This is a genomic window from Leptospira sarikeiensis (assembly GCF_004769615.1).
Lineage (GTDB): Bacteria > Spirochaetota > Leptospiria > Leptospirales > Leptospiraceae > Leptospira_B > Leptospira_B sarikeiensis.
In genome coordinates, this window is record NZ_RQGF01000007.1 from 136915 (window position 1) to 163569 (window position 26655).

Below are 26655 nucleotides of genomic sequence, written 5' to 3' on the forward strand. Positions count from 1 at the left end.
CGACTGAACGATAGTTCGATTTGGAAAGTTTTTATTGAGTGGGAGGATAGGAAGTTAATTATATTCTAAATTCAATTAGTAATTTAAACTCAATAAATGAACAAGCATAATGATATGCTTCTTAAAGCCTGGATATACTTGAAGAGAAAAATTTTTAATAATAACCTTTTATGTTTTCACTTAATTAATATTTAGATTATTTAAAATTATCCATAGAATGAGCCAAAATACGATACAAAGTTACACCCTGGATTTACAAACTTTTGAAATTTACGAATAAAAGCCTGAATAAATCTCAGAATTTCATCCTTACTCTCTTTGAAGAATAAAAAGTTCAATCGCTTACTTTACCTTAGGTTTAGTAGCGACTGGAGGCTGTGCTTGTTGTGGACCAATGGTATAATATTGTTTTGGTAAATTAATAGTACCATCTTGATTGAAAAATTTCTCCGGCATTTTGGCTTTTCCTAAGTAAATGTCGGCCAACCATCTGGTAACTCCCTCAAGCATGCTTCTCTCAATAGTACCTGCTCTTGGATACCAATTTTCTCCGAGAACGTGTTTTATACCTGGAAGCTGTTTCTTCCAATCTTGGAATGGTTTGTGTGACGGAGAAGTGGCATCTTGAGCAGTATGAATCGCATCCCCCAATGCCTCAATGGACTTTCCGCGATGATTTTTCTTCAATTTTAAAGCAGAAGTCATCCGGTCTTTCATGAATTTTTCCGCCAAATCAATGTGTATTTCTTTTTTGTTTTGCCAACTTTCGAAATTCAGGAAAGGTAAAGTATACCCATTATATGAAAAATACGAATAACTTCCTGCTCCCGAGTCAGACAGAGCATGTGTGTGTTGAACGTTAGCTCCTTGCTTCTTGTCCATTTCAACTTGTCTTTCCTGCAATAGTTTAATTTCCTCTTTAGAAAATTCTGAACTTAGAACATTTTCTACTGCCATTTGATGTACTGGTTCGAATAAGACATTGCGAACGAATTTAACTTCCGAACGGCTAAATCTAGTATAGCCAATATCCATAGTCGACCAATGCCCAGTCGGATCCCGATATCTAATTGGATTTCCAGCAACGTAAGAGAATCTATTCCAACCTTGTGTATTGCGAGCTCCATCAATCACAATGTCTGCACTTGTAAACCTAGCAATCTGAGGATCATAATAGCGTGCATTATAAAAATAGAAATTAGTCTCCTGGTCTAATTCCTGAGAATTATACTTAGGAGAAAAATCTAATGTTCCTCTCTGAACTAAGGTCTCCCCATATGGCTCGTATTGAATACGACTGAGAGTCTGTCCTGCTTCATCCAAAACATGTGACACAGAATCCACTTGATCCGTTAGGAAGTAAGCTGTAATCCCATCTTCATTCAGTGCTGCAATCCGAACTCCATTTAGATAAACGTTATTGATCGAACTTAGAATATTCGTTTCTTCTGAATATTCGAGTCCGTAGAATTTACTTGGATATAGAATTTCCTGATTCTTAACTGTGGCTCCGTTTGGAATAACTCCCTTCTTTCTAACTCTAAACCCACCTTCGTCATACCAATAATTTCCGATCGCCGTATTCAGTGCGTCTTGGACTTGAGTAATTCTATTTTGGGAATCTACTGTAATCGTCTTGGTCAGATCCTTGAAATTATCCCTTTGATAGGTCATATTTCCGGAGGCATCGTAGCTCATGACCAAGCGATCATTTCCACTTTGAGTAGAATCTATATGAGTGACTTGGTGGTTGGAATATTGGTAATTCCATTCATCTACAAGGGTATTATCGTTAAAATTATGATTTCGTTTCGAGAGAAGATTCCCGTTTTTTGCATAAGAAAAACTTTGGCGGAACGTTTTGGTATAATTATCTGCAGATTCTTGGTACTGGCCATTTGCGGTTACAAGTCGATTCAATCCGTCGTAGTCATAGTTGTATGAAGTCGTATATTCCGAAGATGAATTAGTAATAGATGTAATATTATTTCGGCTATTAAATGCATAAACTGCGTCTTGCAGGGTCTTTGTATTTCCTCCTACTTCACCAGTCGAATTGATCCGTACTAATCTCTGTTTTGTATCGTATGTATAATTCGTTTGAACTCCATTTCCAAGACCAAATCCGGCAGTCTGCCCGAATTCATTATAGGTTATATTTTCAACTATCGCCTTGCTACAGTAGCCTGGAAGCACACCGTTCGTATTGACCTGAACCGAAATCCCGGAAATATAGCCTGCAGTTCCATAGGTATAACAGGCTTTCATTCGAGTATGACTTACTGGATGTTCAGGATAATCGATAGACGAGACTCGACCTAGTAAATCATATTTGTATTCCGTAATGTAAGGTCCGTCTGCAAGATCGATTGTCAGATTTTTAATATTTCTGGTCTCTTTCTTAGTACGACCTAATTTATCGTAACTAAACGTTTTCTTTTGAATCGAGTCTTCTACTTTTACTAATTTTCCAACTGTGTTCTCTGATCCGGAGCCGCTATCATAATCGAAATAAGTGGTTCCTTCCGGAGTATCTTTTGTGCTCATTCTCCCGATAGAATCATAAGTGAGATTTGTAAGAATACCTCTAGCGTCTACAATTTGGGTTCGATCACCGAATGCGTTATAGACAGCCGTGCTTACCCCAAAATCGGGATCACTATTCTTCTTCAATCTCCCAAATGCATCATACAACCAATATGCTTGGTTTTTCCCTGACGTATCTTTTATATTGATCCCGTTTGTATCACAGGATAAGGCCCCGCCATCATTCAGGTCCGACTTCTTGAGCATTTTTCCCGCAAGATCAAAGCAGAAGCCGATCTTAGCCTGAGTCCCATCCGAACCAAAATCTTCTATATAAAGAATCCTGCCGCTTGAATCTTTTATTGTTCTTTTACTAGTACCTCCACTATGGGTTTCGACAACTTCGAAAGGATCATTATAGGTAATAGTTATGGTTGTTTCTTCCGTTTCTCCTGCTGCAACAGGAAGAATTGTTTTCTTGATCCTACCAACCGGATCATACTGGAATTTGCTAGGATTTTTTTCGTTTGCATTCAAAGCAAAAGAATCCAATTCGCTTGCACTAGCCCAATCAGGTTGCCCCAATCGGGAAACTTGTCCATTTCCGTCGTAAATGATTTTTCCGGACCTTACATATTGTCCGCTCGATCCTGTTTTAATAGTATGAATGATTCTACCCATTCCATCCTTATAAGAACTCAGGATAAAATCCGGATCTCCTGTTCCGGATGGAAAAGTAGTTTTTGATCTTAAAGGAAAATTCGAGTTATACTCATAATTAGCTAAGGTTTTGACTCCATTCTCTGTGTCCGCGCTGGATTCGATTAATCTTCCGAAATTATCATATTCGAAATAACTTTTGTTACCATTCGGATCTGTAGAATCATCCGGAAGTCCAAAGGCTTTCTCATAATTTATGCTAAAACGATTTATGAGCTGAACTGATCCTCCAAAATCCGTCCTTTTAGTTATGAATTGATGAAGTTCATTATCGAATTCGAAATTCGTTCCTCTATTCGGACTTGAACTCGAATCTTTTACTTGGATCTTATTTCCATACGTATCATATTCGTTTTCCGTTATCTTTGCAGATACTGAAGGTAATCCACTCCCAGTATAGCTGGTTACTGCGCGAGTTAAATTTCCCCAAGTATCGTAAGTGAATGTATTCGTAAGTTCATTTGCAGCCCCTTGATACATTACAACTTTTTTCGGTCTGGTTTGATTCGTAGTCGAATTGGTCTCAAAATCTGTAGCCTGGATCGTAATTTGAACAGGATGTGCAGAATCCGAATATTTATCCGTAATAGTCTCGATTCTTTTTGTAATCGAATATCCGTCCAAAATGATTGAATTTGCGATTGTTTGAGTAGGCGTCCCTTTTTGACTTTTTTCTGATTTAGTTATATTTCTGAGATAACTTATAATTCCAGGCAAAGTTTCGATATGTTTGATTTCATACGAGTATTGCACCGAACCATAATCTTGATTATCGGCACCGATTATATGCATTTCCTTTTCTGCACCGGCCAATGCTCTATTATCTAAAAAATTTACAAAAGGCTGGATGTTGTAAGTATGAACCGTTCGAGAACCGTAAGCGTCCTGAACAGTAAACTTACCAAAGCCGAAATAGTCCGTTTCCAATTTATCATTTATAAAGGAAGAAAAATATACTCCGCCTTCATAATCATATGTTTTTGGGATAATATTTCCTAATCCGTCATCTAAGCTAATTTTCGTACAAACCCGATATGAATTCGGTAAATCCGGTATTCCATCCCCTCCGGTATTATCGAATTTTACAGAATCTTCATATTCAAATTTATAAATCCCTCCTATTCCATTCTTTACACTTTCAATGATATCCGGAACTGTCCCAGAAGATAGAGCAAAATACCAATTTGGCTCTTTAAGATGTATGATCCCTATATCAGTCAACCCGTCCCCGTTATAATCCCCTTGGATCCATTGGAATACATAGACCTGAGCGATCAAATCTGGGCGAGTAATAGTTTTAGGTATCACGTTTGCTGGCAACGAAATCATTTTTCCTTGAGATAAATCGTATAATTTCGTATCTTCTCCGATCGATACGATCGGATTCCCATTCGTATCGAATAAATTGTTAAATGAGATCTGATTCAGAGAATAAGTTACGTAAGATACTGTATTACCTGCGATTTTTATTTTATAAAATACGTATCCAGAATCACTTTTATCTCCAAATACAATAGAAGCGCCTTGCCCAACTCCTTCTGACCTCAATGAATACAAAATCCCAGCAGGAGACGCTGAATCAAATTCAGAAGCATTAAAAGATAAATTTACATTTCCATTTAATGCGATAAAAGTAATCTTCGAATTAGATATATCTATTGTACCTAAATACCATTTGTGCGTAGGATTACTTCTATCTACTAAAAGAATTTGAGCAAGTGAATTGGAAGAAGTAAAGTTCCCGGAGAAGAAACTGAAACTTTTTCGGTCTTGCCTATTTTTTGAAGTCCCGTTTTGGAAAAGATTTCCGAGATAGTTTGAAGTAACAGCGGTCCCGTCTGGAGTTAAAAACTTGACTCCCCCTGGACCAGCAAGAACGAATCTTCCCATATCCGCTCCATTCTGATCATCTAAAATCAAAATAGATCTATATGTAGTTGATTCAAAATGATCGGCTACATATGCACTTTCCTTCGGATGAAAATTCGTAACCTGTGAGTCTGTTACATTTATAAAATCAGCCAAATCGAATACGTTTGTTCCGGTTTGTTTTATAATCCTGAATTTATTTACATTTCCCGATTTTTGATAATAAAGTATCTCATCCTTTGCATTTTGAGAATAACGATCCGCTTTACCACCGAATGGAAGAGTAATTTCAGAAGATTCAGGATTAAAATCCAACAACACTCTTTCTGTAAAATTGCTTCCTTGTTTAAAATCAAAAGCGGCGGATTTACGATCATAGATCAAAAGTTCAGGAGAAGAGCTACAATCATTCGCAGTAAAGCAACCGGGAAATACTAACTCTCCCCTATTTGTATTCGGATTTGCATCATATTGATAATCGAGCAAAAGAGTTTTAGTATTATTTAAAAATGAAACAGATACGGATTGGTTAGAAATTTTTACCTCGTCTTTCGGAAGAGGTGTTTTCATTACCCTTTCCTGATCCGGACCATATTGCATATCACTATAGGCCTTATAACGAAATCCATTCAAAGTGGATTCACCAATCCAAAACTTTCCGTCCGTTACGGAAAAAAATCCTATATCAGATTTGCCATCTCCATTAAAATCTCCTTGTACCCATCGAGTAATTTCTTTGAATTGAGGAGCTTTTGACCAAACACGAAAGCTGATCGTTCCGTCCCCTGTCTCCCCTAAAATCCAATCACCAGAGGCTCGATCGAATATTAGAAAATCCGAAAATCCGTCCCCGTTAAAATCTCCGGAAAATTTATCATTTGTGAAAAGAGCCTGTTCAGGAGCAGAGAAAGTTTTATATAATTTCCATTGGATCTTGAAATAAATAGGATCTGATTTATCTTCGGTCCTATGATTTTCTCCTACAAACCATTTACCATTTCTGGAATCGTAAAAGGAAATATCTGTCCTTCCATCTCCATTGTAATCGCCATTTAGAAAGAAAATTTTACTTCTGTCTTTTCCTTCTATTGACTCATCGGAAGTCGATGCACTGTCCAAATTCGAATTCGGATTATAATCGTTTTTAAATAAGTTTTGGAACTTCTTTGCGAACTTTAGGAACTCAAATCGACCTCCTTTATTCAACATCAGTATCCACTGTCCAGTCGGCTCGTCAAAAAGAACAGAATCCGATAGACCATTTCCATCATAATCTCCGGGAAACCATTCCATTCTAAAAATGTCCGGAATGCCGTTAGTTAATTTTCCATAATTACGAAATTGGAATACTTGCCCCGTATGTTCGGCTACAATAAAATCTCCGGTTTCAGGAAGATAAAAAGCTATATCAGATCTACCGTCCCCGTTATAGTCCCCGCTTACATTTCCCTTAAAAAAAAGTATTTTCGAAGCGCCTTTATAACCTTGGTATTTATTTCCATAAAGTTTAAAGCTATAACCGCCTTCTTTTTTACCTTCAGCAGCTTTCCAATTTCCATTTTCCGGATTAAAGAAAACAATATCGGAAAGGCCATCACCGTTAAAATCACCTTCAAAATATTCAGTCTGATTTGGAGAAGGTTCGGGCTCATTGGAGGCCCCGTTTTGAATATTTTTCCAAACTAGCTTTCTTTCGGAATTCGTATAATTGAATTCGGGTTTAGTAGTATGCCGGTCAGATTCTACCGTTTTAAGTATAGGCCTTCCGGAATCGAAGGAAGTATCGTATACAAAATTATACTTCCATAATTTTCCTCCATTCCATCCGATTTCCATCGAATCCAAAAGGCGATCCATTTTAGTCAGAAATCCGGGAGCCTTAGAAAGATAAGGATTTGTTCTATTTTTAGTAAAAAATTTTATGTATTGTTTGGGACTACTTCCACTTCGAGTATTTCCTGTATATCTTATCTCTTGGATATATAAAGAACGATTTTCGGAATAATTCGAAGTATCGTAAATCACCTGTAGATAATTTCCGTTCAAATCTTCTTCTTTGCAAAGATACCAGCTGTATGTGCGATTTATCCTATTCGGATCGTAAACCCGATTGGAAGCACTATCCCCATAAATGGACTTCTTTCCCGACGAGTCTAAAACTTCCCAAACTCCTCCGGATTCTACATTAGTGAGTTTTAATGTAGAAAAATCCGAGTCCGCAATCTCCGGCCTGTAAGTCCCGTTTTCAGATCCAGTTGGTCCTGAAATTTTAATTAATTTCTGTCCATTCCATGAGAAAGTGTCCCTGGAATCATAGAATATAGCCCCAAACTCTGGTGTTCGAGTGATGGCACCTAGACCCAGACTCCAACCTATACCGACCCATCCATCTCCACCCGAACTTGAATAAGAAAGCCCAAGTGTAGGGCTCATTCCTGCCCGTCCCTCTGGAATATCGAACGGATAACTAAAACTAACCGCTCCAAAATGATTTGGTTCAGGTGGAGAAATTAGAATTGATCCGGATAAAGGGTCCGCTTTAGTTTCCGGATCATCAATCGCTTCACTATAATTCGTTGAGATCGAAAAAAGATCACTTCCTTCCGGAGCAGGAGCTGATCCCGGAGATAATAAACTTGTATGAGGTGCAAACGCTCCCGGAAACAATCTGGATAGAAAATTTCCTCCTCCAGTACAGGAAGAGAAAAGGAATAAGATGCAAATAGCAAATTTTCCAAAGAAACTAAATCTCATCTGTATTGCCCTTATTCCTCGATAAATTCCTCCAAACTAAAACGAGATCTGAGCCTGTATTGTGTAGTCCCTATCAATCAAGGGAGCGATAAAGAAGTTGTTTAAACCAAAGCGAGGGCGATTCGGAGTGTTTATGTTCAGATATAAACCAACGATAGAATGATTATCGAAATCGCCACCAACCCAAAAACCCATTGGTCCATAAGTGACGTATGAATTGAGAGCATCGATCGAGATAGTTCCTTCGTATAGTCTGAAGGACACTTTGTCGATAACTGTTTCCAAAGGAATATTAACTCTTCTTCCCGTTATAAAATATTTACCTGCGGCAGGAATGTATTCGTTCGAGATGAATAATACGACCCCATCATTCAACAGAACGGGAGGAGAAAAACTTCCGCTAAAAGCACCAGAATTATCGAGCAGTATATAATTTTTATTTAAATATTGCCCGGTTTCCAAGTCGATCAGCTTCACATTTGAAATATTGTCCGTAGAATCCGTACAAGCTAATGAGTTATTGATACGAGCACAATTGGCATAATATGGAAGTTTTGGAATACTTGAATTCGACAATAATGCGCCAGTTTCTGCATTTAAAGTTTGAAGCTTATTTCCTGCAATTCCAGCCGAATACGTTATGATCCCCTTACCATTTGCAAATGCAACGTAGGTTGGTAATACATTCCCTTCTTGTAAATCTCCGGATGCAACTAATCCCAAAGAATCAGTAGAGAAAAGCCCGTAATTGATTGCTTTTCCAGTGCTACCTCCGCCTGGATATTGGATCACGGAAGAAAGTAGGATCCGATTTCCTTCAGTTGCAGTAATCGTCCCGGAACCGGTACCGAAGTATGATTGCATTACTAGAAAATCATTCGATTCAACTTGCCAAGTGTCGAGCCTCACCGAAGTACCAGTAATCCTGTATTTCATATCACTTGTTGGGGCACCTGACAAATTCCAGTTTCTGGCGTAAAAGAATAAAATACGATTTCCAACAATTTCTAAATGTGTAGACACAAATAATAAAGTGCAGAACTGGTCGCAAGGAAATGGTCTAGGAATTGGAAATGAAATTTCCGAAGTCTCTGCTGCTTTAGTAATTAAATTGTAAGCTCTTATATAGCCGGTATTTCGATCTCCATTCGTCCAAGCTATAACGGCCTTACTCCCCTTTATTTTCACTTTCGGAATATCAGGGTTTGGGGAGGTATTTATAATGAATTTATTCTGTAAGGGTAGTCCAGTAGATAAATTAAAATATTGTCCATATATGGTATAAAATACTCCTTCTTCAGTTTGGTTCCAAACAGCAAGGGCTACATCTCCATATGATACAACCTGTGGGACATTACTCGAATAAAAAGTAGAAATTTGAAAAGGTGTATTAGCAACTTCTAAACCAAAAGACTTTCCAGATTGGCTTGTTTGTTTAGGTACCCCATTATCAAGAAATTTAGAAAAATAACCTGCGTCTGCCCAAGAATTCCATTTGGCTACTCCTTGATTATAAGCACCGATCCAATTCACGGGAGTAAAGTCTGTATTGATCCCTAAACAGGTTGGATGAAATAAATTGGAACTACAATTCACTGTTCCATTTCCATTTAAAAGAGATACTTTCTTAGATAAATCCCAATCCGCATAAGAAGGATATGTTCCATACTGAGAATTCCAATCTGTGTAAAAGCCGGATTCTACTACAAATCTCATGGATGGATTATTTATCCCTACCATCGAATAAACATAATTAAAACGATTACTTACAATCTTAATAGGAGTAGTTAAATTCAATTTATAACAAACTGAAAGATTTACTGTCCCAAGTTCGCATAACTGCTCTACTGCGGAAGATACTACATAAGAATTAGGATCTCCAAAAATTTTGATCGTATCGTTTGTATCAAATCCAGCAAAACCTTCTTTAACAGTATAATCTTTAGAGATTAGAATACTTTGATCTCCTTCTACGGCCTGGCTAAATAAAGGACCTTGGACCTTTCTTACATCCAAAGCTCTTAACGGCCAAGCAACTCGCCGATATGCAGTGTTTAAAGCAGGACGAATATATACTTTTATAATCCCCACATTTGGATCCACATAAGGATGTGTTTTAGGTAATTCTATACATGCATTATAGACTTGATTGTCAAAATCTATACTGGTTCCGCAATTTTTGGGCTTCATATCCTCTGCGGAAGTACCAAGATCTTTGACTATATGCAACCAGTCGGTCCTCTCACCTCCAAAGCCGAGACTTATTTCAAAATCAGGGAATTGATTGTATTCAAACTTCTTATTCACTAATTGATTATTATATGTGAAGTTCGTAAAATACTGCTGATTGCCTACAGTTTGAGAAGTTCCGAAATTCGGATTCAAGTATCTTGTTTTATCTAACTTTATCTTAAGTTGGATTTTTTCGCCAAATCCCGCATCACCTAAGAATAAAGATTGGGTTTCCGGATAATACGGATTTTTCCCAGTAGTTTCACTATCCCAACTTGTATTAACCTTATATGTTGCTAAAGTTTCTAAAGGATTTGTTCCAAATTGTTTTTGCTTCAGAAGAAGATCCTTAGCGGAAATATAAACGATATCATATATGTCGCCCGCCCAAATATTCGCATCGACCCCCAATACCATAAATGCAGGTAAGCTAGAATCAGAATTAAATTTTCTCTGAGTCGCAGTGGATCCAGTCCCATCCATATAGAAAGATAAAGGAGAATAGTATTTTCCTTTGGAATATACTGCCCAAACTCCTGCAGTATTAAACTCAGCCTCAGTCCACTGCGAGATCGGCTTTTGAACGCAAGCAGTTCTTAACTGACCATCTGATCCTACACTAGGTGTATCTACACAGGGAATAGTATTCCTAATTCCCCCAATGGATTTAATTCCTCTCATAAAAAGTTTAGGTTCATTTAATGTAGGGGCAATTTCAGAGAAATCGAGGACATAATTACCGAATTCAATCTCCGTTCCAGAACAGCCGATCCTTTTTAGTGCATTCTCTAGGGATATCCCTGGAGACATCTGGGTTGCTATATTGAGATCGCAAGGATCTGTATTATTTTCTCCGATTGCATCGAATGCAGCTACCCTATGCATATCCCGAATGCTTGGTCCAATAATTTTTACGAGTGCGGTTCTTCCCTTCGAATTCTCTTCAATAATTTTGAGATTATCTCCCGAGAAATTAAGCAAAGAAGATTTATAGTTAGAATCTGCAACATGAGTCATTACATAATCCACGATATAAATTTTTGGATTATATCCTGATGCAATCGCTCTCTCTACTTCAAAACCGTTTAAGCCAATATTTTCAACTACATAAGGACCAAATTCAGTTCCTCCATATACCTCGACTTCGAAATTACTTCCGTCTGCTTTATACAATTCGAAACTTCTTACGGGGATCAAATCTCCGTTAGGTGCCTCGAACATTAAAGAGCAAAGTATATGACTTAATTTAACCGGCATGTTGACCGAGTTGTTCTTTATATACAGAGCAGCTCTGACATATCCACCATTCGATTTAGTCTTTAGGCCTTGTTCAGACTTAGTGGCCTTTTCAGTGCGGAATTGTCTAGCCTTTTGGCTCGCAGAGTTTGCCTTCAAATTTTGAGCAGCAGAGTCAATATTATTCTTAAATGGTCGATCTGCCCACTTTGTAGTCGTTGTGGACAAGGAATGTTTATTGTCCCAACTCCCACTTACACTAACCCCATAATTGAATCCGGCAGAAGCCAGACTTGGATTTGAACCTCCATGACTATCCCCTTCTTTTGAATCAGATACTCCTGCATTCTGCCCCATGGAGAATGAAACTCCCAAGGATCCGGAATTCTCAGTACTCACACTGTATTGGTCTTGGAACTGAACAGTTTTTAATGCCAATTCATTTTGATGGATCTTTTCAGAACCTTCTGTTTTTCCTGAGCTAATATCATTCGAATTGATTTCACTACTAATTTCAGATTCGCTAGAATGATCTGTCATTTCAACAGCGACCTGCATAGTGATTGGGGTGGCAATTACTGACTCAACCTGAGGAAAATCAGCGACCCAAACATTAGTTGTAGTTTCGTTTACATTCAAAATACCATCGCCGTCGAAATCGTTCACAATATTCGTTCCCGTCGGATCTATAGTACCGCCTAAGGCGGCAACATTTACCTTAGTACCCGGAGCCAACTTGAAAAGATTATCCACCGGAGTGACGGTCGGACCTCCACCTGGAATCCCTCCTTTATCCGTTATTAAAGGGATTTCTCTTGCAGCTAGCCAAGTCGCCTTTGATAAATTTACATCACCCTTTCCCCATAACCATTCACCTGAGCAGGAAATAGATGAGATTGTGCAAAGAATTGAAATAACTATTATATTTAAACTATTTGATCTAAATTTTTTAACATAACAACCGCGTTTTTTTTGCAAGAAGGTTACAAGTGAAAACATATTCAATACTTCTAATTTATTTAAATTTATAATATAATTTCTCATGACCTATACCTCAAAAAACCAACTGAGCTTTCAAAAGATACTCACGTTCTATCAAAGGGGAGATGAAGAAATTATTCGAACCGTATGGAATTGTAGGATTATAGTTCAAATCCAATAGATATCCTTTCACTTCTGCAAAACTCGGACTATTATATAACCACGTAAAAAGTATCTTATTTTGAGCTACACTATTCACATCAGTCCAGCGAAGCCCTGCTATTGAAGGCGCGGTTTGATCGACATCATTGATTGCACTAACAAATATTTCTGAAGTACCATCAGCGGTCGCAATTCCGCTTTGGAGAGTTCCAACTCTTGCTCGAATGGATTTTTTATTTAAGATCGAATCCGTATTCTCCCAAGTAACTGCAAATTTTGGAGTCGCCGTGTCTGCATAAATTATAGATGCATTCACCGGTTTACGCAAAGAAGCTGAAGTTGTAGATGGACTTAATGCAATAGCATTTCCGTTCACCGAACTCGTTGCGATACTTACGGATCTCGCAAAGACCCCATTTGACTTGGTATATGTAATTAAAGCTGAATTATATATTGGAGAAAAAGCCGTTTTTAAATTAGAATTAACACCCCCGGTTGTATCTACCAAAACGGTATTACTAGCACCAATTAATGCTCCGGCACTTCCTGTATCTAAATTCACACTACGGCCAGAAATTGCGCCTGCCCCATCCTGCCATACAACCATTCCACGATACACAGAGTTAGTAGCTGTACTTGCACCGACTACTGATAAAGCAGAGACTGTTCCGGACGTCCCACTTGCAACAACTGCTCTCACTGTATTGAAAGTTGGCGCAGAATTCGTAGATCCAGGTGTAGCGATATCGTCGCAATTAATACTACTGATTGCATACGTTGGAGTCGCAGTTGCGATAGTCACTGCATAAGAAACCAGCACCTTAGAATTTGTAATCGCTTCCGCCACTACCATCATCTGTGGATTCGATGTAGCGGTAATTCCAGTGTTAGTTGCTATCGTTATATCGGCGGCATTGACAGGGGCTCCTGCGGAATTAATTAATCGTCCCTTTAGTAAATAAGTAGTACTCCCGGAAGTCGTAGTCGAATGATTCCAAACTACCAAAGAATATGTTCCTGCAGCCGCAATATCGAAATATGAAGTAGAACCAGCAGCCAAGGCTCTCGTTGTCGTGATTGTGTTAGACTGAAAACTAAATGTATTATCAGGAGCGATTGTAAACTTAGTTAAAGAAACGGATGTACTTGTATCGTAAATTAAGAATATATTTCCATCCAAAGTTTGTTTCAATATGCTCTTAGATGGAGCGGTCAAAGTAATCGTGGTATAAGGACCAAAGGTTTTGGTCTTCATATTATAGACCCTACCCACCAATGATGTTCCACTTTTCCAAATATTAAGAGATTGCCCATCCTGATTCGTAATGGTCATAGGCTCGGATGTTGCCGAAGGAATAAGCGTCTGTGAATTCTTCATAAAAGAAAAATCAGACTTAGGAGTGTCTAACTGAAAAATTCTACCAGTATTCGTCTGAAGATTCAAACCTCCATTCGACATGAATGTATTCAGTTTATTCGCATCCGCCCAAGAATTCCAATGCGCCACTCCCAAATTATAACTTCCCATCCAATTCATTGCGATTGGATCAGCATTAAAACCTAAGCAGCTCGGGTAGAAATAAGAACTCGCATTTGCGCAATTTGCATTCCCGTTCGTAGGAACAAGAGGAACTAGTTGAGGAGTTATCCATTGCCCATACGGAATGTTCGCATATTGTAAATTCCAATCATCAAAGAATCCGTTTTCGACAGTAAGTCTCATTGCGGGAGCAGTAAGACCAGCATAAACAAAAACCGTACTAGTCTTAGGTATTGTAGTCGATATGGGAGTTGTTAAAGTTATAATTTTGCAAACAGATGGATTCTCAGGATGGGCAAGATCACATGAATGATCTTCGACATTATTAATTGTATATACGGCTGAACTTCCAAAAATTCGAAGCTGATCGTTCGCTAAAAATGCAGTTCCTCCGTCCGAAACGATACTAGAATTATCAACGAGTAAAGTTGTTGCTCCCTCTAAAGCAGGGGCATACAATTCCCCGCGTATTTTTCTAACTTCAGAAAAACGTAAAGGCCAGATTGTACGTCTATAAGCATTATTTAAAGAAGGCCTTATATAAAGTTTAATAAGGCTAACACTAGCATCTACAAACGGATGTTTTTTAGGCAAAACTAAACAAAGAAAAAAGTTTTGAGTATTGAAGTCTAATGTTCGACCACAATTTTGGAGTTTAAATTCCTGTCCTGGATCGTTTGTGCCATTACCTACATCTCGGATCACATGCAACCATTCAGTTTTAGTACCACCAAAACCCAAACTGACCTCAAAATCCATTGCCTCCCACCATTTGAATTTCTGATCCAGGATCTGTTGTTGATTATAAGTAAAATTCGTGAAGTATTGAAATAAACCCGCTCCATCCGGAATTCCGAAGTTAGGGGTTAGGTATTTAGTACTGTCTAACTTAATCTGTAATTGAACTTTCTCTCCAAATCCTGCATCTCCTAAAAACAAAGATTTTTTATTAGGATAATATAGATCTTCTCCAAGAGAATCAAGATCCCAAGTAGTATTTACTCTATACTGACTTCCGGTTTCCAAAGGATTTGTACCGAATTGTTTTTGCTTTTGAATCAAGTCTTTTAATGAAATGAAAACGATGTCATAAGTATCCCCTGCCCATATCGTAGATTCAACCCCCTTAACCATAAAGGTTGGATTTGTTTCACTTCCGTTAAATTTTCTAGGTTCGGCGCTTGAACCACTTCCATCCATATAATATGCAGTAGGAGAATAATATTTCCCTTTTGAGTAAACGACCCAAACACCCGCATTATTTTTATCATTTTCTGACCATTGTTCATACGGCTTCTGAACACATGCAGTTCTAGACTGCCCATCCGAACCAACTACGTTGGTCTGCATTTCGCAAGGAACAGTAGATGAAATACCTGCAAAAGATTTTATTCCTCGTAAATGAAGTTTCGATTCCCCCAGAGATGGAGCTATATCTGAAAAATCTAATACATAATTTTCGAATTCAATTTCCAATCCCGAGCATTTAAGACGCCTTAACGCCTTCTCTAAAGTAATTCCGGGAGAAAGAGAAGTAGCATTCGTAACTTTACAAATATCATTTTCATTGTTAGCACCTTCCGCTTCAAATGCAGCCACCCTATACATTTCTCTGAAATTCGGGCCGATGGCTTTTATCAAAGAGGTTCTCCCTTTTGAGTTCTCTTCGATAATTTTAAGATTATTTCCGGTAAAGTTCAATAAAGTAGATTTATAATTAGAATCCTTAACGTGAGTCATTTTATAATCTACGATGAAGATTTTAGGATTGTAGCCAAAGGCAATTGCCCTTTCTACTTCGTATGCATTTAGGCCGATATTCTCTACTACGTACGGACCAAACTCTGTTCCTCCGTAAACTTCAATTTCGAAGTTACTCCCATCTGCTTTTAAAAGTTCAAAACTTCTGACAGGAATAAGATCACCATTTGATGTCTCAAACATTAACGAGCAAAGAATATTACTAAGCTTAACTGGCATGTTAACGGAATCATTTTTGATATACAAAGCTGCTCGGACGTATCCTCCATCCGGTTTCGTAGTAAAATTTGTCTCTGTTTTCTGAGATCGATCCGATCTATATTTTCTTGCTTTCTGACTAGAAGAGTTTGCCTTTAAGTTCAAGGCATCCGAATCGATATTATTTTTAAACGGCTTGTCAGCCCATTTTGTCGTAACAGTTGATAAAGAATTTTTATTATCCCAACTAGAATTCACACTCGCGCTATAGTTCATTCCAGCCTGGACAGGCCCAATTCCTCCGTTATATCCAACAGAAGTAGTTGTGTCATAAGAACCTGCATTTTGAGAGAATGAACTATACTGATCTTGGAATTGTACAGTCTTAAGGTTCATCTCGCTTTGGTGAATTTTTTCCGAACCCTGACTTTTTCCTGATTCGAAATCATCCGAATTAATTTCGTTCGTTAAATCTTCAGTAACCGTACCGCTTTCTTTTTCTACAGTAACCTTCATCGTAATAGGTGGCGCTATAATCGTTTCAACTTTTGGATAATCAGACACCCATACGTTTGTAGTAGTCTCATCAGAATTAAGAATCCCGTCTCCGTCGAAATCGTTGGTGATACTTGTTCCGGTGGGGTCGATTGCTCCACCTAGACTGGAAATTTTCACTTTTGCTCCAGGAGGAGAATTAAATAATTCATCGACTTGGACGACAGGAGAAGTTCCACCAGGACTGCCGCCTTTATCAGTAATAAGCGGCACATTCCGCGCCATTAGCCAAGTTGCCTTACTGAGATCGACATTCGCTCGTTTTTCCCAGTCAAAAGGGTTCGAACAGGTGGAGATCAAAAATGTCATAATAAAAAAAATATAGAATCTTCTCAAAAAACACATAACAAACATCCAAATCTCCAAACTATATCGTGATCTAAAACGAATTATACTTTTATGATATTAAAACCAATCTATCGCATTATATATTTTGGCTATCATCTTCATGTTCAATAAAGAACATTGCAAATCCAACTAAAGACAAAATCCGACGATGCCGAGAATGAAGAAATATATCAACTGCTGTCTATTAATTTTTAATAATTTATAAAATTTTTCAAAACTAATTATTGAAGCTATCCAAATTGGGATAAATTGTATGATTATTTATATTATAATTATTTAATATAAATAATATATAATCAGAAATATATTCTAAAAATAATTAGGATAAAAGAGAATGAAGAAGGAATATCCTTTTCTGGATACAAAAAAGGCCAAGATTTCTCTTGGCCTTTTCATTAATTTGATCTAATTTTATTCTTAAGCAGTTGCTGCTTTCTTCTTGTAGATCGCGTAACTGATCGCGGCAAGTCCCAGGATCAGCCAGATATACCAGAATTTTACGAGTAGAATGGTAACCCCGGTAATCAAAAAAGCAACGATCCCGAAAACGAGTGAAAGTGCCGTTTTTCCCAAATCCCCTACAAGTGGAACAAAACTTAATAGAGAAAGTAATGGTCCTGCGAGAAGATTAAAACTTACCCACATCGCGATGAAGCAACCTGCTCTCATAAGCCATTTTGCAACATTATCGTCACTCTCTATATCCTTCATAGTAGATTGAAAATCCCCTACTGAAGCATTTAAGAATTTATTCCCTTCTTTGCTTGTGAATTGAACGATGGAACTCCCACTTACTGATCCGACAAAGGTCATATTCTCATCAGGGATAGGAGTTACAGATACACTGACCCGTTCGCATCCTTCCAGTTCTTCCTTTGCACATTTTTCGGATAGATAGATATAATCCCCCTCTGCAATTCCCTTAGTTAGATCTCCCGCCTCGGGAGTATGGGATGGAACTGCGGAAGTGATGTCTACTTGACTTAAGTTTACACTGAAAGTTTTCCCTTCCTCACTTTTCAGTTTTGCATCGGATGCAACCAATTTGCGATCATCTACTGTAGCCTGGTAAAACGTTTTGTTCTTACATGCTGGATCTTTGAAATTTCTTGGACTTTTGGGAGAAGAGGTCCAATCCAACTTACAATCATACGTTTTCTTCTTTGTATTCGAATCCTCTTTACTAGTTTCTTCCCAAGCATATACTTCCGAAGATTGTGAGTAAGAGATATATTTTCCAGATTTTACGAATTCTCCTCCGAGAGGATCAGCGCTTAATTTCCCGGTTACATAGGAAGCAACTCCGGCTTTTGCTTGAGCCGCAGGTAGCGCTCCCTTTAAAGCCGCACTCGCTTGCTCACAAGTCTCTACTTGATATATAAAAAATAAGGAAAGTGGGAATAATACCACTCCGGTAAGCATTCCTTTGATCGAATCTCCGATCGAACCGAATATGCTTGTGCTTTCCCCTGAATCTTCAAACGCCATGTAAAACCTCCGACTGGCCTTAAAAAAGACGAAAGGGCATTTTACATTCCACATAATCATGCAGGCAATATCTTTTTTCCAATAGAAATTATCGTTGATTCTTTCCTCAAACGAACGTTTTGGAAAATTCAGACTAAGCCGCTAAGGAATAGAAACCGCGAAGTGATTTTCACGCAGAGTCGCAAAGGCGCGGAGAAAAGAAATATGATATATAAATTCCCTGAGATCCAATGTCTCCGCCCCGACAAATTCAAAAACCAAGATATGCAAGTAATTTCTTGGGTGTAAAGTTCCTGTGAATTATGGCAGTTCCTACAAAACTGAATACAAAATTCATCCTTGTCACGGAACCGATTCTCTGATATAGAGAATTTGCTCTCCCACAAGCCACTCCCCTCCACCCTAACTCGGGCGGGGGCAATTTCCATCTTCAGTAGGAGCTCCAACATACAAAAAATTTTGCGCAGACTATGGCTTCTGCTCTGTACCCTTCGGGAATCTTGCTTCCTATGCGGCGCAAGATCGGACGGGGACCGATTTTACAAAAATACATTCGCTCAAGGTTAGTGTGTAAATTCAAGGAACCGACTCGTTTGACCTTGCGGTCACCGACTTGCTATGCAGTCGTCTTCTCATTCCCTATGGGTCACTGCGAAGGGGCGGGGGCAATCTTCATCTTCAGTAGGAGCTCCAACATACAAAAAATTCTGCTCAAAGCTCACGCAAAGCCGCTAAGGAAAGAAGGATCCTTACTTTTAAAGAATGAATCTTCGCGTCTTAGCGTGCTAAAATTCTTATCTCTGTGAACTCGGTGGCCTCTGTGCGAAATTCTATTTGGTTTCAAATTGAGAAACAGAGATTGCGAGAGACTCTGAGTAGTTTTCACGCAGAGTCGCGAAGGCGCGGAGAAAAGAAAATTTGGATATATAGGTTCTCTGTGACTTAGCGTCTCAGCGTGGGACCTGTCTTAGGTTGGATTTACGCGGCAGCGATGCGAAGTGGAAGTCACAAAGTGACCGAAGCGATAGCGGAGCACGTAGCAGCGCGACTCCCGCTTGACGGGAGGGCCGCCCAAACATATTAACTTTTATTAAAACAATTCCAGCCAGGCTTGGCGGATATCCGTCTTTTTCATGAAGTAGGTCCCAATAAGAGCAGCATCCACATGGGGACGAAAATCGTCCAGATCCGCCTTACTCTTTACCCCGGATTCTCCAACTTTGACTATATTCGGAGAAAGTTTGCCTGCTACCTTCGGAACCAGATCCTGGTGAATGGTAAAATCATCCAGATCTCTTGTATTGATCCCGACAATATTCGCACCCGCCTTACTCGCGATCAAAGCTTCCTCTTCCGTATGGATCTCTGTCAGAACATCCATATTATATTTTTTAGCTTCTTTGATCAGCTCGGTGAGTTTTTCGGGAGTAAGAATACGAACGATGAGCAGGATCGCTGCGGCACCGAATTCTCTCGCCTCAGCAACTTGTTTTGTTTCGAGTATAAAATCTTTTCTTAATATAGGTAGATTCACCTGAGAAGATACATTTTTTAGATCTTCGAGAGATCCTCCGAAGTATTTTTTATCCGTGAGCACGGAGATCGCCGAGGCGCCGCATTCTGAATAAGTTTTTGCGATCACTAAAGGATCGTAACTCTCCCGGATGATCCCGGAAGAAGGGCTCATTTTTTTACATTCGGAAATAATGGAAAATTTGCGAGAGCGGAGAGATTGCCATAAACCCACTCCTTGGTAAGGAGCGGGTTTGTATTCGGGAATGATTTCGATTTCCCTTTTTTTTTCCTCTACGATTTCTTGAAGAACCCGATGTAATGCCATCGATCAGGCGCGGAAACTTCGAAGTGCCTCTTCTTCCGTTTCTCGGATATCAAAGAGAGAGGTAAGTTCGATCACATCGAAAATTCTTTTTACTGCAGGTTTGATCCCGCAGATCTTTAGTCCGCCTTCTTTGGCGTTCAATTTTCTGAGAGTGGAAATGCACGCTCTAAATCCGGACGAAGACATATAATCTACATCCTGCATGTTTAAAATAACCTTAGTATGTCCTTGGTTATCGATTAGATCGTTCAAATTTTCTTCCACCTCGTTAGCGATCGAGACGTCCAAACGTCCCTTGAGGTAAACTATGAGAACTGCGTCCTGTACCTTGTGATCCAGCAAAGGAACCTACCCTTAGCGATAAATTAGAGACAATTCTCGGTGCGAAAAATAGCCTGTCAACCAAGTTCCCCAAGATGAAGAATTTTCCGACCTCCTTATTAGGCCAAAGAGTAGTAGTTCTCGGCGGGGGAGTTTCCGGCACGGCTGCTCTCCGACTTTTAAAAGAAAGACAAGCGAATGCTGTTCTTTGTAATTCACAACCAGTTCCCGATTCCGACGTTCCTTTCGTAGGCGAAGACGTAATTCTAGCAGATCTCCTTCCTATTGCTCTAATCGTAAAAAGTCCTGGAATTTCTCCTTCTCATTCCGTTTTGTCCCAAGCTTCTTCTCTTGCAATTCCAGTAGTTTCCGAAGTAGAATTAGCAAGGGCGTTCTATTCCGGAAAATTGATCGGAGTCACCGGAACCGACGGAAAATCCACTACAACTTCTCTCTCCACTCATTTGGTTTCTTCCGATTTTCCAGGCGCGACAGCTGGCGGAAATATCGGATTGGCCTTCAGTGATTTTTGTCTTAAGCCAATCCCATTAGCGGTACTAGAGCTTTCTAGTTATCAGTTGGAAGACTCCGGTCCATTAGAACTTAATGTATCTGTAATATTAAATCTTGCCTCGGACCATTTGGAAAGGCATAAGAATTTGGATAATTATTTTGCTGCGAAGACCAGGATAGTAGACAGTTCCAATTCTCAGCATACTCTTGTAACCAGTTCCAAATTGTATCGGGAAAGGATCCAAAAACTTGGATGGTCCTGCAAAATTTTAGTCTTCGGAAGAGAAGTCGGGAACGACGCATTTATTTCGGAAGAAGATAGAACGATCAAAACTGCAAAATCAGTTTACGACGCAAAAAACTTTCCTCTTCCGGGAGGCCATAATTTGGATAATCTTGCCGCTTCCATTTTGGCTGCGGAAGCGATCGGCGCAAAACCGGAGAATATCCAAACCTTGCTTGGGACTTTTAAAGGACTTCCTCATCGCTTCCAAAATGCGGGTAAGGCGGCAGGAATTTCATTCATCAACGATTCTAAATCCACAAACCTACATAGTATGCTTGCAGGTTTAAACACCTGGAAAGATAAGAAGGGAACCTTCCTGATCTTAGGAGGAAGACCTAAGGCAGAACCTTTAGAGCCTCTAAGGGATTTCCTAAATTCAGGGATTGGTTGGGTATTATTGATCGGAGAAGCAAGAGCTACCTGGGAATCGATAATCTCTCCTATATTAGGATCTCATTTAATCACGGCGAATAATTTGGAAGAAGGATTTGCGGAGATCAAAACCGCAGTTCGATCCGGAAGAGCAAGAGTTTCCTCCGTGATTTTTTCTCCTGCATGCGCGAGCTTCGATCTATATAAGAACTTCGAGGAAAGGGGAGAACATTTTTTAAGACTAGTCTCCGACTGGTCTAAGGAAGAACCTTAATTATTTCAGATGTCCCTGGTGATTTAATTTTTCCCAGACCTTGGACTCTACGAATACTTTCAGCAAGTCTCCGTCCAAATGATTTTCCTTGGCTTCCATTTCTAAAATGTCCAAGGCCCTATCTACAGGTACTGCTTTTTTATAAGGTCGATCTTGATCCGTAAGAGCGTCGAATATATCCGCAATCGTCATGATCCTGGATTGGACAGGGATATCTTCTCCGGATAATCCTCTAGGATATCCTGTTCCGTTTAATTTTTCATGATGGGCATGAGCGATTGTCGGCACCATTTTTAGATCGCTTGTCCACGGAATTTTACTTAGGAATTGGAATGTATGCTCCACATGGGATTCGATCTCTTTTCTTTCTTCAAAATCCAGAGACCCTTTTCTTATGGTTAGAAAGCCAAACTCGTAAGCGGAGATCAGATCCACGTTTTCCCCTTCCGTGGTTATATACTGCATTTTTGCGATCTCTTCCAAGAATTGGGAATTCGCCTCTTCCAAAATGGAAGGTTCGTTACTCTGAGCGATGATCTGGAACATAGAATGTAAACGTTTGCATTCTTCTTGAAATTCGAAATCGATCGACTTTTCAAAGTCTAAATATCCTGTATGTCCGTGTTTTTTTAAATATTCAACTTTTCTTAAGTTTAATTTAGACTCGAAATCCTTTCTTAGATATCTGAATCTCCAATCGATAAGCCCGATCTCCAGATCTTCTAATTTTTTGGCCTTAACCAAAACCTTTTCTCGTACCCCTACTTTTCCGAAGTCATGAAGTAAGGAAGCGTATCGGATCTCTTTGATCTGCTCTTTGGAGAATTTAGTATCCTTATACTTTCCAAAATCGGTTCTGTCCAGAGTTTCCGCAAGTCCCACTGTCAGAACAGCTACTCGGAAAGAGTGACCGCTTGTGGTAGGGTCCCTTGCTTCGATCGCGTTTACGGAGGCAGTCACAAATCCTTCGAATAATGTTTCGATCTCTCTTAATAAATAATTATTTTGGATTGCGACGGCTGCTTGTCCGGCCACTCCCAAAACAAGTTGCGCGGAATAATCGTCGAAAGGTTGGATCTCCTCTCCTTTCATTTGTTCGACCGTAAGCTTTTGGCTGAAGTTACGTTTACGATTGATGAGCTGTAAAACCCCTACTACGTCTCCCCTATGACCTTTCATTGGGACTACGAGCATAGATTTTGTATGATAATTCGATAATATATCGAAGTTACGATTAAAAGAGAATTCAGCATCTTCTGGAAGATCGTAAACATCCTGTATATTCAGTACTTTTCCCGTCTCTGCGACGTAACCTGCGATACTGGATTTATTGATCGGAAGAATGAATTCTTCCGTATCTATACTCAGCGCGGAAATTTTGAATCTTAAATTCCTAACAAAACCGATATCGTCTTGTTCCACCAGATATAAGGAGCCTGAGTCTGCATTACAAATCTCTCTCGCGCTATAAAGGATCTCCCTTAATAGTTTATCGAAGTCTTTTTCATTTGCAAGACTGATACCTATACGGGTCAATCGGTTGATCTCATACTTTGCAGTATTGATCTTATGAAGAAGATCGAATTGATCCGTGATCATATGCAAATGCAAAAATGCATTTGCGAATGTTTTAGATAGATGCAGGTCCGAAGTGATCTCAGGCAAGATCCCAAAGATCAGATCATCTTCTATTTCAGTATTCTTATATCCTTCGTAACCAAGATCCGCATTCAGAATGAACCTTGCTAATATGAGAGGATTATTTCTAAGCTGATCCCTGATCTTACTATGTTCCGATTCCAAACTGGAAGAGGTTAAATATAAAAGAACATTTACGAATTGAGGAGTATCGATGATCTCGGAAGACTCAAAAAAGCTCCGAAGGTCTATGAGTTCGTATTGGATCTTACTGTGAAGGATCGAAAGCCTTCCCGCCAGAGCCACGGAATCCGTTACGATATATTGCTTAAACTTGGATTCCATTCTGATTATCATCCATACTAAGCTCCTTTCCAAATCATGAAAAGGAGTTTTTTCGGGTCTAAAACCTAGGCTTTGACCGAAAAACGACCGTTTGGTTTCACTTAAAATATTGCCGAACTAGGTTCGGATCCTATTTTCCTCCATAAGACGATCCTAAACTCGAATTTTATCATATGGATTTATCTTAATTTACGAATTATGCAATAGCCCCGTCCGCCTAATTTTTCTTCTTTTCCGAATATACTTTTTCTTTAACTACCTTTACCCAGTCCTTCACATGTTTCTGGGAATGTTCGTATCCAATCTCATATAAACGTTTGTATTCATCCCAATCAAAAGTAGAAAAATCCCGAACAGGAAGTTCCACAAATATATCCGAAGTATCTTTTGTTTTTAGAAGATTATTGCGACTGGATAATAGCATGGACCTCATAAACAACTCCCCTATATGAGGGAATGAATATCGATACTCCTTTTTCATGAATTGATTTCCTAAAAGTAATAAAGGAGAAGGGCCTTCTCCCGGAAATCTAGACTCTACTAGTTCTCCATATGTCTGATCCTTATTCGGTTGAGAACCTGCTCCTAGATCCACGGAGATGAGAACGTCCGCGCCTTTTTTTCTTACCAAAGAACCGGGAAGATTATCCCAAAGTCCTCCATCTACATACAATGCTCCTTCATTAAAAAAAGGAGGAAAGATCCCAGGAATAGAAGTACTAGCACGGATCGCTTTCCAAACTTCTCCTTGTTCGAATACTTTCGGTTTAGAATTTGTAAGATCGCAAGCTACTGCAAGGAATGGGACCCATAATGTTTCTATTTTTCTAGTTCCGAAAAACTCTTTGATCGCTCTGGAATATCTAGCTCCATTTAAGATAGATACGAAAGGTAATGTATAATCTCTGGTAAGTTTCGCTTCTATCCAAACCTCTTTAATGAGTCTTAAACTTTCTTCGAAATCGTAACCCATCGCAAATAGTCCCGCCATAATGGAACCGGAGCTTGTTCCTCCTACGAGATCAATCGGAATACCTGCTTCGGTTAAGGATCGTAATAATCCTAAATGAGCGAAACCTTTTGCTCCTCCTCCGGAAAGAGCGATACCGACTGATTTACTTTCTAATCTTCTTGCGATCCGATCGAATTCTCCCGGCCGATTCTTTCTAAGTATAAATTTTTGGCCAGGAAGTTCATGAAGAGTATTCTCCAATTGATCCCAACGAGAATAAGAATCTTCCAAATAGATCACGGATTCTTTTGCGGTTTCCGCAAGACTTCCGCCCTGGATCAAATTCCATGAATAAGAATCTTCTAAAATAGGACGCCCTGTCTCCGCCAAAAGAAGGATCCGGTCCGCCTGCCTTAAACTAGTCTCTATCCAAAGTGAATCTCCTCCCGGTTCCACTTCGAAAACTACATTATCATATTCTTTTTCTAAACCTGCAAACCAGGAAAGAAGATCGGGGATCCCGTAACGAATTCCATTTTTCTTATGTATTTTTTTCTCTTTTAGAAATTTAGAAAGTTTATCCTCGTTTACCGCGAGAGTGGAGCCGAAAGCCTTCAAAGATTTGGAAAGATCGTTTGCAAATTCTCGGACAGGAAATCCCTCCGTAACAGGAACGAGGGCGATCGTATGGACTTTTCTTCCGATCCTATAGGCTTCTTTATTTCTTTCTCCAAGCCTACGAGCAATCGTTTCAGTCACATGAAAAAGTGCTTCCGGAGATTCAGAGATAAATTTTCTAAAACCGTTTCTAGAAATTTGGATCACTTGAGAGGAACGGACAGCATATACGGAAGCTGAACGAGGCTCACCGGTCAATAAGGACATCTCTCCGATAATATCCCCTTTTCCGAACTCACCTTCTCCTGTAATATTCCCATGATCATCCGAAACTGAGTATCTAAAACGACCGGATAATATTACGAAAAGTGAATTTCCAGGTTCTCCTTGGAGCATCAATCTTTCTCCACCCGGAACATGTAACCATTTTAAATAAGGGGTCAGATCGCCGATCTTCTTGCGGTCTACATGAAACAATAATTCTAAATTGGAAATGAACCCTAGAATTTCCTTATGATTCGGCTGATAAGAAGCGGTTCTGAAGAAACGTTTAGTCTCTAATTTTTCCCTCAGGATCTCCGCTGTTTTGAGGTGATCCGATTCCCAATGTTTCCAATCTTTGGAATGAATTCGTAAGACCTTGGCGTCTGTTTCTGCTTTTACTCCTAGCTTTCCTTCGGACCAACGAAAGAAACCAGCTTCTCCGAAATGTGTTCCTGGTTGCAAACTTCGAATTAAAAGTTCCTCACCGGAGGAAGCTTCCGTGAACTCTTCACATTTACCTTCTAAAAGGAAGTAAAACCAATCCGAATTTTTTTCAGGCGGAACAATGACTGCCCCGGAAGAAACCGATTTATATTCAAAAAGTTTTGTAAACGATTCCGTTTCTTCTTGGCTCCAATCTCGGAACATTTCCCGGTTGGATAAAAATACGAATCCGAACCATCCGTCTCTTTCTTTGGATCCGATCTTTTCAGAACTACTTCTCTTTTTCTTTTTCACTATTTTGGACTCGGGTATGAATTAAAAAACAAACTAGAGAAAAGTATAAGGCCTGCATACGGAAATACTTCCATTTTTATCATAAAACGTTAAGAATGTTTGAAAGACCGCAAGATAATTTCGC

General features: G+C 39.2%; 9 protein-coding genes. 1 reads left to right on the forward strand and 8 read right to left on the reverse strand.

Going from position 1 to position 26655, the window contains the following annotated elements; genetic code table 11:
* Window positions 1-342: 342 nt before the first annotated feature.
* The 6 genes from EHQ64_RS01755 to EHQ64_RS01780 form a co-directional block, all read right to left on the reverse strand.
* Window positions 343-7869 (reverse strand): SpvB/TcaC N-terminal domain-containing protein, encoded by a 7527-nt coding sequence (locus EHQ64_RS01755; RefSeq protein ID WP_135647789.1) that lies wholly within the window; start codon window positions 7867-7869, stop codon window positions 343-345.
* A 36-nt stretch (window positions 7870-7905) separates the two neighbouring features.
* Window positions 7906-12381: an LIC12048 family lipoprotein gene (locus EHQ64_RS01760; RefSeq protein ID WP_135647790.1), complete on the reverse strand. Its 4476-nt coding sequence runs from the start codon at window positions 12379-12381 to the stop codon at window positions 7906-7908.
* Between the two features lie 10 nt (window positions 12382-12391).
* Window positions 12392-16888 carry an LIC12048 family lipoprotein gene (locus tag EHQ64_RS01765; RefSeq protein WP_342775322.1) on the reverse strand — a complete coding sequence of 1499 codons (4497 nt, stop codon included), beginning with the start codon at window positions 16886-16888 and terminating at the stop codon, window positions 12392-12394.
* Window positions 16889-17299: 411 nt separating this feature from the next.
* Window positions 17300-18370 carry a TMEM43 family protein gene (locus EHQ64_RS01770; protein ID WP_135647792.1) on the reverse strand — a complete coding sequence of 357 codons (1071 nt, stop codon included), beginning with the start codon at window positions 18368-18370 and terminating at the stop codon, window positions 17300-17302.
* A gap of 1090 nt (window positions 18371-19460) precedes the next feature.
* A complete protein-coding gene (locus EHQ64_RS01775; RefSeq protein ID WP_135647793.1) occupies window positions 19461-20210 on the reverse strand; it encodes a beta/alpha barrel domain-containing protein in 750 nt (249 codons plus the stop codon).
* A gap of 3 nt (window positions 20211-20213) precedes the next feature.
* On the reverse strand, window positions 20214-20552 hold the full coding sequence (locus EHQ64_RS01780; protein WP_135647794.1) for an STAS domain-containing protein: 339 nt from the start codon (window positions 20550-20552) through the stop codon (window positions 20214-20216).
* 74 nt (window positions 20553-20626) lie between these two features.
* Here EHQ64_RS01780 and murD point away from each other — a divergent pair, with 74 nt between their 5' ends.
* Window positions 20627-21976, forward strand: coding sequence for a UDP-N-acetylmuramoyl-L-alanine--D-glutamate ligase (gene murD / locus EHQ64_RS01785; RefSeq protein ID WP_135647795.1), 1350 nt, complete (start codon window positions 20627-20629; stop codon window positions 21974-21976).
* On the opposite strand, the gene EHQ64_RS01790 is transcribed toward murD, so the two are convergent.
* Window positions 21977-23959 carry an HD family phosphohydrolase gene (locus tag EHQ64_RS01790; protein WP_135647796.1) on the reverse strand — a complete coding sequence of 661 codons (1983 nt, stop codon included), beginning with the start codon at window positions 23957-23959 and terminating at the stop codon, window positions 21977-21979.
* A 217-nt stretch (window positions 23960-24176) separates the two neighbouring features.
* Window positions 24177-26531 carry a patatin-like phospholipase family protein gene (locus EHQ64_RS01795; RefSeq protein WP_135647797.1) on the reverse strand — a complete coding sequence of 785 codons (2355 nt, stop codon included), beginning with the start codon at window positions 26529-26531 and terminating at the stop codon, window positions 24177-24179.
* Window positions 26532-26655 lie beyond the last annotated feature (124 nt).